We start from the raw sequence: 11,931 nt of genomic DNA on the forward strand, positions 1-11,931 counted from the left end.
CACGAAGACCGCGACGGCCAGCGCGGCCAGCACCACGCAGTGGATCACCCGGTCCACCGCGATCAGCCGCAGCACGTACCGCTCCCGCAGCTCCCTGCCCCGGAGCGGGAGGGTGATCTCAGCCCGCTCCGGCGGGAACGGGCGGTCAGGCGAAGCCGGGACCGGCCGCGGCAGCCACGCGTCGCACCGCAGGCAGCGGTGCCAGCGCAGGCCCGCCTGCTCGCGGACCACGAGGTCGTCTTCCTGGCGCACGGACGCGGCGTCGGTCCCGACGAGGGCGTGCCCGTGCCAGCCGCAGCCGAGCAGCTCATACGACAATCGGCGGCTTCTGCGGCTCATCCGACCAGGGTACGTGCCAGGGCTTTCACAGGCGCGACAGGTGACCGGCACCCGCCACCGTAGGCATAGGTGGCGGCCGACCTGAAGGAGCAGGACATCATGACCGATTCACTCACCTACCAGCGGATGGGGACGGACGCCCGCAACCAGGCGCACGTGCTGTTCAGCCAGACCATGGGCTACGTCGCGATCACGGCCGCGCTGTTCGCCCTCGGCGCCTGGCTGGGCCGCAACCTGACCGGCGCGGTCGGCATCATCGCCTTCATCGCCGCGTTCGGCTGCCTGATCGGCATGCGGTTCGCGGTGCGCAGCTCGATCCAGCTGGCCGTCGGGCTGCTGGCCGCGTTCGGCCTGCTGATCGGGCTGGCCGTGGCGCCGACCATCGCCTACTACGGCAGCATGGACCCGACCGCCTTGTGGCAGGCCGGCGGGGCGACCGCGTTGTTCATCGCCGGATTCGGCGCGGCCGGCTACGCGACCCGCCGGGACCTCGCCCCGGTCGCGCGGGTGGCGTTCTGGGCCCTGGTGGGCTTGATCATCTTCGGCATCGTGGCGATCTTCGTGAACATCCCGGCCAGCGGCCTGGTCTACTCCGTGCTCGGCCTGGTGATCTTCGCCGGGTTCGTCATGTTCGACTTCCAGCGGCTGCGCACCAACACCGACGCCGCGTCCGCGCCGCTGCTGGCGGCGTCGATCTTCCTGGACATCCTGAACGTGTTCTTGTTCTTCCTCGAGATCTTCTCCGGCGGGGAAAGGAGCTGAACGGTAATGAGCGCCATTGACGAGATCCTGGCCGGCTACGAGAACCTGCGGCCCGGCCAGGAGGACTTCTACCGGGACCTGCACCAGCACCCGGAGCTGTCCCACCAGGAGCACCAGACCGCCCGGCGCGTCGCCGGGCGGCTGCGCGGCGACGGCTTCACGGTCCAGGAGGGCATCGGCGGCACCGGGGTGACGGGCGTGCTGGCCAACGGCAGCGGGCCCACGGTGCTGCTCCGCTGCGAGCTGGACGCGCTGCCGCTGCGGGAGACCACCGGCGCGCCGTTCGCGAGCACCGTCACCGTCAAGGACGCTCAAGGCCAGGAGGTGTCCGTCGACCACGCCTGCGGGCACGACATGCACATGGCCTGCATGACAACCATGGCAACCCTGATGGCCGCCCGGCGCGACCAGTGGAACGGGACCTTGATCACGCTGTTCCAGCCCGCCGAGGAGACCGGCGAGGGCGCGCAGGAGATGGTCGACGACGGCCTGTTCACGCGCATCCCCGTCCCGGACGTCGCGCTGGCGCAGCACCTGCTGCCCGGCATCGCCGGGACCGTGGCCACGTGCCCTGGCCCGTTCATGTCGGCCGCCGACAGCATCAGGATCACGGTGTACGGGCGCGGCGGCCACGGCTCCATGCCGCAGCACGCCGTCGACCCGGTAGTGCTCGCCGCCATGATCGTCGTCCGGCTGCAGACCGTGGTGTCCCGCGTGGTCGCACCCGGCGACACCGCGGTCGTGACCGTGGGCAGCCTGCACGCCGGCACGCGCAGCAACGTCATTCCCGGCCACGCCGTCCTCGAGCTCAACATGCGCAGCTATTCCGCCGTGACCCGCCAGCGCATGCTGGACGCCATCCACCGGATCGTGCGCGCCGAGTGCGAGGCCAGCGGCTCACCGAAGGACCCGGAGTTCGAGACAATCTTCACCTTCCCGGTCACTGACAACGACGCGGCCGCCACCGGCCGGGTAGCGAAGGCGTTCGCGGCGCATTTCGGTGATCTGGCGGGCGAGATTCCCCGGCAGACCGTCAGCGAGGACTTCAGCAAGATCCCCGACGCCGCTCACGTCCCGTACTGCTACTGGGCCATCGGGTTCACCGACAAGCAGGCCTACCTCGCGGCCGAGAAGGCCGGGACCCTGGACGACCTGCCCACCAACCACTCGCCGGCGTTCTTGCCCCCGCTCCAGCCCACCCTGCGAACCGGTACCGAGGCCCTCGTCGCGGGCGCGCTCGCCTGGCTCGCGCCGCACTGAGCCCCGGCTCCCGTCCCGTCCCGTCCCGTCCCGAACGATTGGAGACTCGATGCACGGCTTCAGGCACCCGCTCACACCACTCGCCGCGGTCGCGGGAGGCATCCTGGCCGGCGTCGTCGGCACGGTCTGCCTGGACGCGGTGGAGTACCTCAAGTACCGCCGCTCTGGCGGCACGGAAGACCCGCTGGCGTGGGAGTTCGCGCCGGTCGACAGCTGGGACAAGGCCCCCGCCCCCGGCCAGGTCGCCAAGCGCGTGATCGAGGGCTTCACGCACCGCGAGCTGCCCGACCGGTGGGCCTTTCCCGTGAGCACGGCCATGCACTGGGCCTACGGGTCGTCCGCGGCGGCCGGGTACGGGATCGTGGCCGGATCGCTGCGCAACCCGCGCCCGGTGTACGGGCTGCCGTTCGGCGCGATCGTGTGGATCACCGGGTACGTCGTGCTGCCCGAGGCCGGGCTGTACAAGCCGATCTGGGAGTACGACGCGAAGACCCTGGCCTGGGACCTGGCCGGGCACCTGAGCTACGGGGCGGGCACCGGAACCGCGTTCTGGCTGCTCGCGAAGATCCTGTAGCGACCCGGGAACGACAGGAGGAAAAGCAGATGGCTACGACGGTGGCTGACGTGATGGTGGCGACGCTGAAGGCGTCGGGAGTGCGACGAGTGTGGGGAATCCCCGGCGACTCGATGAACGGGTTCACCGACGCGCTGCGCCGGGACGGGGCGATCACCTGGGAGCATGTCAGGCACGAAGAGGGCGCCGCGTTCGCGGCCGCCGCGGAGGCGGCGGTGACCGGCGAGCTGGCGGTGTGCGGGGGCAGCTGCGGGCCGGGGAACCTGCACCTGATCAACGGGCTGTTCGACGCGAACCGCAGCCGGGTGCCGGTGCTGGCCATCGCGGCGCACATCCCGCGGGAGGAGATCGGCGGCGGCTACTTCCAGGAAACCCACCCGGACCGGCTGTTCGTCGAGTGCAGCGTGTACTGCGAGCTGGTCAGCGTTCCCGAGCAGCTGCCCCGGGTGCTGGAGATGGCCATGCGCGCGGCGCTGGCCCGCGGCGGGGTCGCGGTGGTCGTGGTGCCCGGCGAGGTGTTCCTCGCCGACGCCCCGTCGCACCACGATCCGGTCCCGATCCGGCCCGCCCGGCCGGTCGTCCGCCCGGACGAGCAGTCGCTGGCGGCCGCCGCGCAGGTGCTGAACGACGCCAGCGACGTGACCATCCTGGCCGGGGCCGGCTGCGCCGGGGCGCACGACCAGCTGATCGCGCTGGCCGGGGCGCTGCAGGCGCCGGTGGTGCACGCGTTCGGCGGCAAGGAGTACGTGGAGTACGACAATCCCTACGACGTGGGGATGACCGGGCTGATCGGGTTCGGCTCCGGGTACCGGGCCATGGAGCACTGCGACGCGCTGGTCATGCTCGGCACCGACTTCCCCTACCGGCCCTTCCTGCCCGACGGCGTGCCGGTGGTCCAGGTCGACGTGCGGGGCGAGCAGATCGGCAAGCGGATCCCGGTGCGGGCGCCGCTAGTCGGCACCGTCAAGGACACGGTCGACGCGCTGCTGCCGCTGCTGCGACCCAGGACGGATTCACTGCACCTGGGCCGGATGACCGCGCACTACCGGCGCGCCCGCGAACGGCTGGACAAGCTGGCCAGGGACCGGCGGAACGACTCGCCGCTGCACCCGCAGTACGTCGCCGCCACCGTCGACCAGCTCGCCGCCCAGGACGCGATCTTCACCTTTGACGTCGGCACGCCGTCCATCTGGGCCGCCAGGTACCTGCGGATGAACGGCGCCCGCCGGCTGGTCGGCTCGCTCAACCACGGCAGCATGGCCAACGCGCTGCCGCACGCCATCGGCGCGCAGGGCGCCAGCCCCGGCCGGCAGGTCATCGCGCTGTCCGGCGACGGCGGGCTCGCGATGCTGCTCGGCGAGCTGGTCACGCTGCGCCAGCAGCGGCTCCCGGTCAAGATCGTCGTGTTCAACAACGGCGCCTTGTCGTTCGTGGAACTGGAGATGAAGGCGGCCGGGATCGTCAACTACGGCACCGACCTGGACAATCCCGACTTCGCCGCGATAGCCAGGGCCACCGGGCTGTTCGGTGTCCGGGTCGATAAGGCAGGGGACCTGCCGGACGCGCTGCGGGAGGCGTTCAGCCACGACGGCCCGGCCCTCGTGGACGTGCACACCGTCCGGGAGGAGCTGTCCCTGCCGCCCAAGCTGACCTACGGCCAGCTCAAGGGCTTCACTCTGTACGCGACCAGGACGATCCTGTCCGGCGGGGGAGAGCAGCTCGTCGAGCTCACCAAGTCCAACCTCCGCGAGCTCGAGGTGGAATAACGCCGTCGCGTACGACCAGTACGACCGCGGCTCAGCCACGGGAGTGACTGATGTGATCGGCGTAGGCGGCCAGGGCCACGTCTTTGCATACGCGGGCGCACTTTGCACACCGCGTGACCACTTGTGACCGGTCACTCGGCCCGGGAAATGGTCGCCTGGGCTGCAAAGTCGGCGGAAGCGCCTGGCTCGGACCAGGGGGATCACCAGGGTTCTCCCTGGAGCGGTGCGGCGGCGGAACTCCTTAACGTTTTCTTAGGAACAATTCCCGAGGGGGGCGACAAGATGGCGGAACAGCACGGGCAAGGAGACTGGGTCAGCGGCGTACGGGAAGGCTACGCCGAGGTCGGCGACCAGCGGTTGCATTACGTCGAGGCGGGTGACGGGCCGCTGGTCGTCTTGCTGCACGGCTTCCCCGAGTTCTGGTACGGCTGGCGGCGCCAGATCCAGCCGCTCGCGGCGGCGGGATTCCACGTCGTGGCACCCGACACGCGCGGCTACAACCTGTCGTCGCGGCCGAAAGAGGTCGCGGCCTACGACGGCGACAAGCTCGCCGCCGACATCCGCGATCTCATCCACGAGCGCGGCGCCGAGACCGCGATGCTCGTCGGTCACGACTGGGGCGGGACCATCGCCTGGACCATGGCGATGCACCACCCCGAGGTCGTGGAGCGGCTGGCCATCCTCAACGCCGCCCACCCGCGGAAGCTATCGCAGGGACTGCACCACCCGGGCCAGCTCCGCAAGTCCTGGTACTTCTTTTTCTTCGATCTCCCGGAACTACCGGAAACTGTCGTGCACGCCAACCACTGGCACTTCTTCCGGCACTTCCTGAGCGATGCCCGCCCGGCCTTCACGAAGGAGGAAACCGATCGCTACATCGAGGCCTGGTCGCAGAAGGGCGCGGCCACCGGGATGATCAACTACTACCGGTCCTCGGTTAGGACCTCGCCCAAGCGCGCGGAAGCGGCGCTTCGCCCGGTCGAGGCACCCACCCTGGTCATCTGGGGGGAGCGCGATCACTACCTCGGCCCAGAACTCGCCGAGCCTGATCACGACGACGTCCCCAACCTGGACCGCGTCGAGCGGCTGCCCAACGCCTCGCACTGGGTGCACCACGACGAAGCCGAGCGCGTCACGCAACTGCTCACCGAGTTCTTCGCCCCCGAACTGCCGGCCAAGAACTGACCATGCCCCAGGTGTACCGCACGTTGCGGGTCGCCCCGACCGACAACGGCGTGCTCAGCGTGGTGATCGACGCGCCGCCGATGAACCTGATCGGACCGGAACTGGTGCGTGACCTGGTCAGGCTGCTCGGCGCGCTGGAATCCGGCGAGGAGACCAGGGTCATGGTGCTGGAGAGCGCTGACCCGGAGTACTTCGTCCCGCATGTTGACCTCACCAAGGTCGCGGAGTACACCGCCGAAGCAGCTAAGGCGGGCGGGCCGGAGGATGCGTCGCTCGGCATGTTGTGGCACAAGCTCAGCGAGCTGCCGGTTGTCACGATCGCGAAGATCCGCGGCCGGGCTCGCGGGGCGGGCAGCGAACTGGCGCTAGCGTGCGACATGCGGTTCGCCGCGCGGGAGAACGCCATCCTGGGGCAGATCGAGGTCGGCTGCGGAGCGCTTCCTGGCGCGGGCGGCGTGCAGCACCTGGCCCGGCTCATGGGGCGGGGCCGGGCCATGGAGGCGATTCTCGGCTCGGACGACTTCGGTGCCGAGCTGGCCGAACGGTACGGCTGGATCAACCGGGCGCTGCCCGACGCCGAACTGGACGCGTTCGTCGCCCGGCTCGCGCGGCGCGTCGCATCGTTCCCGGCCGACGCGGTGCGATCCGCTAAGCGCCTGCTCAACGAGCTGACCATGCCCGGCCCTGACGCGATCCGCGCCGACGCCCGGCGGTTCCGCCAGCTGGTCGTGTCGGACGCGGCCCAGGACCGCACGGCCGCCCTGTTCGCGCACGGCCTGCAGACCCGTGGCCCGCTCGAACTCGACCTCGGCGACCGCCTCGGAACCCTGTGACCGACCCTCGGGTAGCCCGCGTGGCTGGTTTGGGATCGCCAGGCTGAGGGACAAGTCATCAGGTGGCGCCCGGCCGGAGGAGGATGGCATGGAAATCAACATGACGCTCCATCTCCCTCGTGACGCCGCGAGCGTGCCGGTCAGCAGGCAGGTTCTCGACAGCTGCCTGCAGACCCTCGGAGTCACACCGGACACGCGCGCCGACATCGCCCTGGCGCTCAGCGAGGCCTGCGCTAACGTCATTCAGCATGCGGGCCGTGGCGAGAAATATGAGGTGCAGGTGAGTGCCAGGAACTGCCGGTGCACCATCGAAGTCGTTAACACCAGCAGCGCCTGGGTAGCCGGCCGCGACGGGAGGCGAGCCGGCGCGATCGCGGTCACCAGCGATCCGGTACCCGACGATGCCGAGCATGGACGCGGCCTCAAGATCATCGATGCGGTGGCCGACAACCTGCAGCTGACCGGTAATGAAAGCCAGGGCACGATCGTCCACTTCGAGAAGACACTGGAGTGGCTGCCCGGAGCAGCCGGGCAGCATCTGATCAGCACCGATAACGGCAGGGCAGATCGTGGCTCAAGCCAGGTTCCGTGACTACGTCTTTCCGCTCGACCACCCGCAAGTCGCCCGGCTGAAGGGCAAGGATGCCCACGCCCACGCCCAGAGCGCGCGCGGTAATCCACGCGCTCAGGAGCTTCTTATCGACCCGTGGTCCCGGCTGATCACCGAGCCGTTCACCGGGATCACGACCGACGGCACCCCGATTCGGGGCCTGTTCGACCTGGTGCCGGACGATGCGCCGGTAGGCGAGATGGTCTCGGCCGTCAGGCGACTGCTGGGCCTGCTCGATGACGAGGGCCGCGAGACCGTGCTGCTGCCACTGGACGCCAGGCAATGGCGCATGTGGAACAACACCGAGATCTATTTCTTCGTCTACGGGCTGCGCATGGACGAGATCAGCCCGGCCCTGCGTGACGCGATCTGTGCTGTGCTGCGCGTGAGCCTGAATGACCAGGGCTATGGCAAGACTCGCCACGCGATGTGGCTCAATGGCTATCTGGGGGACCTCACCGGCGCCCCGGCCATCTTGGGGGAGTGGAGCTTTAACTTCACCCTCTTCGGTGAGCCGTCGGACCGAGAGCCGTGGGGCTGGCAGCTTGCCGGCCACCACCTGGCCCTCAACTGCGTGATCGTCGACGGTCAGATGGTCATCTCCCCGACATTTCTCGGCGCCGAGCCCAACTGGGCGCCCGAGGGCCCGTACGGGGATGCGGTCCTGTTCGCCGACGAAGAGCGAATGGGCGCCGAGCTCATGGCTTCGCTCTCGCCCGGGCTGCGGCGCCAGGCGGTGGTCTACGACCTGCTGAAGGATCCTGCGATGCCCTCAGGGAGGTGGCACCAGGCAGACCAGCGGCACCTCGGAGGCGCCTTCCGCGACAACCGTGTTATCCCTTACGAGGGCGTGCCGGTGTCGGCGTTCAGCGCTTCCCAGCGCCAGCGGCTCATGGCGCTGGCTGGGGAGTTCCTCGTTCTCCCGGCCGGCCCGCGCGCGCATCGGCTGGCCGAGATCGAGCGCCACCTCGACGACACCCACTTCTGCTGGATCGGCGAGACCGACGGCGAGCATCCCTTCTACTACCGGATCCAGAGCCCGGTGATCATGATCGAGTTCGACGAGCACGCTGGCGTGTTCCTCTCCAACGAGGAGCCGGAGCGGTTCCACATCCACACGATCGTCCGGACCCCCAACGGCAACGACTACGGGATGGACCTGCTGCGGATGCACTACGCACGGGCGCATCCTGGGCACCGCCCCGGGGCCTGACCGCCCTGCGAGGATCACGCGGACAGCCGGTAGAAGCGCCAGGTCTCGGTTTCGAGCGGGAGGGTTTCCACACCGCTGAAGCCGGCCTCGCGCGCGTAGCGGCCGAGCGTGGCCGGACGCATCACGGCCCCGGTGGCGGCTGTACCGGGATCCCCCATCGCGCTGGGCAGGCATGACAGCACGCTCCAGCCGTAGCAGTAACGCTCCAGGTCAGAGGCGGGGACGGTGAACTCCTCGGCGACCAGCTCATCGGCGATGAGGACCGAGCCCGATGGGCTGAGCATGCCGCGCGCCGCCCGCAGCACCTCCACGGGGCGGGACATGTCGTGCAGCCCTTCGAAGATGGTCACGAGGTCATACCGGCCAGCGGTGCCCAGGCCGGCGGCATCGGTCGCGGCGAAGGTGGCCCGGTCCGACAGGCCGGCCTGCTCCGCGTAGCGGCGGGCGGCGGCGATCACATCGGCGTCGAGGTCGAAACCGTCGACCGTGACCAGGGGATACGCCTGCGCGATCGCGATGCTGGACCAGCCAGGGCCGCAGGCCAGGTCAGCCACCCGGGCGGGTGGCTCGCGGCGCAGCCGCCGGTGCACGTCCGCGATGGCGGGCAGCCATCGGGTTCCCAGCAGGTTCAAGAACGTCGCCCGGTTGTACTCGGCCCGGCCCTCCGGTGCCCAGGGCAGCGGGGACGGAGCACCACCGGTGCGGAACGCCTCGACGAGCTGCGGCAGCCACCGCCCGGCGCGTGCGATCTCGACGCCGTTGTGGGCGCGGTAGCGGATGTCATCGGGGTCAGCCAGAACCGGTACATGCGCTGGCGGCAGCCGGTAGCGGCGGGCCAGCGGGCCGGCGGCCGGGTCGTCAACCTCCAGCAGCCCGCTAGCCGCGTGATGTTCTAGCCATTCCCGCACGTACCGCTCTGTGGTGCCGGTCCGGCCGGCCAGCTCCGCCGAGGTCGCCGGGCCCTCCATGGCGAGCGCCCGGTACAACCCCAGCCGCTCGCCCACGTACACGGTGAACAGCTCCAGCGCCCCGATCATGTCATGAAATAGCCGGTCGGCTAGCGCCGCCGCAGGGTCGGCCAGACCGCCCTGGCCGGCCGGGCCGCTATCGGTCGTCATGCGACTCAAGTTACAGCGGTCAGGCAACGGCCAGACCCTTGACGGGGATCGGCATGCGGGATGCAATATGCGGGCGCATCCCTGCGAGGAGCTACCGATGTCCCTGGACGACTTCGAGCGTTACCCCCTGCTGTTCGGCCCCAGCCCCGTGCATCCGCTGGACCGGCTCAGCGATCACCTCGGCGGCCCCCGCATCTGGGCCAAGCGAGAAGACTGCAACAGCGGGCTGGCCTTCGGCGGCAACAAGACCAGGAAGCTGGAGTACCTGATCCCCGACGCGCTCAGGCAAGGCGCGGACACCCTGGTCAGCATCGGCGGGGTGCAGTCCAACCACACGCGGCAGGTCGCCGCGGTCGCCGCCAGGGCGGGCCTGAAGGCCGTCCTGGTTCAGGAGAGCTGGGTGGACTGGCCGGACGCGGTCAACGACAAGGTCGGCAACATCCTGCTGTCCCGCATCATGGGGGCCGACGTCCGTCTGGTAGAGGCGGGGTTCGGCATCGGCTTCAAGGACAGCTGGCAGCGGGCCCTGGACGACGTCCGGTCAGCGGGCGGCACCCCGTACGCGATTCCCGCCGGAGCCTCGGACCATCCCCTCGGCGGCCTCGGCTTCGCCAGCTGGGCCGTCGAGGTGCGGCAGCAGGAACGCGAGCTGGGCGTCTTCTTCGACACGATCGTGGTGTGCAGCGTCACCGGCAGCACCCAGGCGGGCATGATCGCCGGCTTCGCCGGCCAGGACCGCCCCCGCCGCGTGCTCGGCATCGACGCCTCGGCGAAGATAGCCGAGACCCGTGCCCAGGTGGCAAAGATCGCCCGCAACACCGCCGAACTCATTGGCCTCGGCCGGGACCTGCGCGACGACGAGATCACCGTCCTGGAAGGCTGGGCCGGCGACTTCTACGGCATCCCCGTCCGGTCCACCCTGGACGCCATCCGCCTCACCGGGCGCCTCGAGGGCATGATCACCGACCCGGTGTATGAAGGAAAGTCCATGGCAGGCCTCATCGACCTGGTGCGAAGCGGAGACATTCCCAGGGATTCCACCGTCCTGTACGCCCACCTGGGCGGCCAGCCCGCCCTCAACGCCTACAGCGGTGTCTTCCACTGACCAGGAGCGCGGGGTCGTAGAGTTGCCCCCGTGAGCGAGCTTAAGAACCGTGTGCACGATCAGCTGCCTGGCCTGCTAGGCGACCTTGAGGCTCTGGTCCGGATTCAGTCCGTCAGCGCCGACCCCGAGCGCCTGGCAGAGGTGGAGAAGTCCGCGCGGAAGACGGCCCAGCTCCTGGCCGCTGAGGGTGTCGCGGCGGAGGTCGTCCGGGCATACGACGGTGCCCCGCCGGCCGTGATCGGTGAGCGGAAGGGACCCGAGGGCGCTCCGGTTGTGCTGCTGTACGCGCATCACGACGTCCAGCCGGAGAACGATCCCGCCGACTGGGACAGCCCGCCGTTCGAGCCCGTTGTCCGCGGCGAGCGGCTGTACGGCCGCGGCGCGGCCGACGACAAGGCGGGGATCGCGGTGCACGTCGGTGCGCTGCGTGCTTTGGGCGATGACCTGCCGGTCACCGTGCGGTTCTTCATCGAGGGCGAGGAGGAAGTCGCTTCAGGGACCCTCCCCGAGCTGCTGCGCCAGTACCGCGACCGGCTGGCCGCGGACGTCATCGTGATCGCGGACGCGGGAAACTGGGACATCGGCGTCCCGTCGCTCACGACCAGCCTGCGCGGCCTCATCCGGATGGATGTCGAGGTGCGCACGCTCAGGCACGCCGTTCACTCCGGCATGTGGGGCGGACTGGTCCCGGACGCGATCATGGCGCTGACGAGGCTGCTGGCGACGCTGTGGACCCAGGATGGCAGCCCAGCCGTCGACGGCCTCGTCTCCGGTGCCGCCGCCGATGTGGACTACCCCGAGGACCGGCTGCGCGCCGAGTCCGGCGCCGAGCCGGGAACCAGCTGGATCGGCACCGGCTCCGCCGTCGAGCGGCTGTGGGGCCGGCCCGCCATCACGGTCACCGGGTTCGATGCCCCGAAGGTCGCCGGCGCCTCCAACACCCTCGTCCCGGTTGCCCGCGCCCGCGTCACCGTCCGCCTCGCGCCAGGGGACACCAGCGCGAACGCCGCCATTCGCCTCAGGGAACACCTGGAAAAGCACGTCCCGTGGGGTGCCAGGCTCACGACCACCCTCGTCGACGCGGGCGAGCCGACCGTGCTGCCGGCGGCCGGGCCGGCCTACGCCGCCGCGCGCTCCGCCCTCGCCGAAGCCTGGGACGGGACGGC

12 protein-coding genes are annotated in these 11,931 nt (G+C 70.0%); 10 read left to right on the forward strand and 2 right to left on the reverse strand.

What is annotated here, in order from left to right; all coding sequences use genetic code 11:
- Positions 1 to 339, reverse strand: a 339-nt coding sequence (locus tag WA805_RS21855; RefSeq protein ID WP_425243262.1) for a hypothetical protein, incomplete at its 3' end; no start/stop codon positions are given.
- 99 nt (positions 340 to 438) lie between these two features.
- Here WA805_RS21855 and WA805_RS21860 point away from each other — a divergent pair.
- The 8 genes from WA805_RS21860 (at position 439) to WA805_RS21895 (ending at position 8,542) form a co-directional block, all read left to right on the forward strand.
- The gene (locus WA805_RS21860; protein ID WP_424560126.1) at positions 439 to 1,101 is read left to right on the forward strand and encodes a Bax inhibitor-1/YccA family protein; all 663 of its coding nucleotides are present in this window, start codon (positions 439 to 441) and stop codon (positions 1,099 to 1,101) included.
- 6 nt (positions 1,102 to 1,107) lie between these two features.
- Positions 1,108 to 2,361 (forward strand): amidohydrolase, encoded by a 1,254-nt coding sequence (locus WA805_RS21865; protein WP_422278052.1) that lies wholly within the window; start codon positions 1,108 to 1,110, stop codon positions 2,359 to 2,361.
- Between the two features lie 49 nt (positions 2,362 to 2,410).
- Entirely contained in the window at positions 2,411 to 2,935 is a 525-nt protein-coding gene (locus WA805_RS21870) for a hypothetical protein (protein WP_422325637.1), read from the forward strand.
- Positions 2,936 to 2,964: 29 nt separating this feature from the next.
- Positions 2,965 to 4,701: a ubiquinone-dependent pyruvate dehydrogenase gene (gene poxB / locus WA805_RS21875; RefSeq protein WP_425243263.1), complete on the forward strand. Its 1,737-nt coding sequence runs from the start codon at positions 2,965 to 2,967 to the stop codon at positions 4,699 to 4,701.
- Between the two features lie 282 nt (positions 4,702 to 4,983).
- Positions 4,984 to 5,886, forward strand: coding sequence for an alpha/beta fold hydrolase (locus WA805_RS21880; protein WP_422278058.1), 903 nt, complete (start codon positions 4,984 to 4,986; stop codon positions 5,884 to 5,886).
- An 11-nt stretch (positions 5,887 to 5,897) separates the two neighbouring features.
- Positions 5,898 to 6,719 (forward strand): enoyl-CoA hydratase/isomerase family protein, encoded by an 822-nt coding sequence (locus tag WA805_RS21885; RefSeq protein WP_422337280.1) that lies wholly within the window; start codon positions 5,898 to 5,900, stop codon positions 6,717 to 6,719.
- Between the two features lie 88 nt (positions 6,720 to 6,807).
- The gene (locus WA805_RS21890; RefSeq protein ID WP_424560128.1) at positions 6,808 to 7,311 is read left to right on the forward strand and encodes an ATP-binding protein; all 504 of its coding nucleotides are present in this window, start codon (positions 6,808 to 6,810) and stop codon (positions 7,309 to 7,311) included.
- Complete coding sequence (locus tag WA805_RS21895; RefSeq protein WP_425243264.1) at positions 7,289 to 8,542, forward strand: DUF3500 domain-containing protein; 1,254 nt, start codon at positions 7,289 to 7,291, stop codon at positions 8,540 to 8,542. Before WA805_RS21890 ends, WA805_RS21895 begins: the two co-directional genes overlap by 23 nt.
- A gap of 14 nt (positions 8,543 to 8,556) precedes the next feature.
- Here WA805_RS21895 and WA805_RS21900 read toward each other — a convergent pair whose 3' ends face one another.
- Positions 8,557 to 9,660, reverse strand: coding sequence for a class I SAM-dependent methyltransferase (locus tag WA805_RS21900; RefSeq protein ID WP_425243265.1), 1,104 nt, complete (start codon positions 9,658 to 9,660; stop codon positions 8,557 to 8,559).
- Between the two features lie 97 nt (positions 9,661 to 9,757).
- Here WA805_RS21900 and WA805_RS21905 point away from each other — a divergent pair, with 97 nt between their 5' ends.
- The gene (locus WA805_RS21905; RefSeq protein WP_422285488.1) at positions 9,758 to 10,765 is read left to right on the forward strand and encodes a 1-aminocyclopropane-1-carboxylate deaminase; all 1,008 of its coding nucleotides are present in this window, start codon (positions 9,758 to 9,760) and stop codon (positions 10,763 to 10,765) included.
- A 30-nt stretch (positions 10,766 to 10,795) separates the two neighbouring features.
- On the forward strand, positions 10,796 to 11,931 hold a 1,136-nt coding region (locus WA805_RS21910), incomplete at its 3' end, for a M20/M25/M40 family metallo-hydrolase (RefSeq protein ID WP_425243266.1).

The sequence above is a fragment of the Trebonia sp. genome (assembly GCF_049794275.1).
Classification (GTDB): Bacteria; Actinomycetota; Actinomycetes; order Streptosporangiales; family Streptosporangiaceae; genus Trebonia.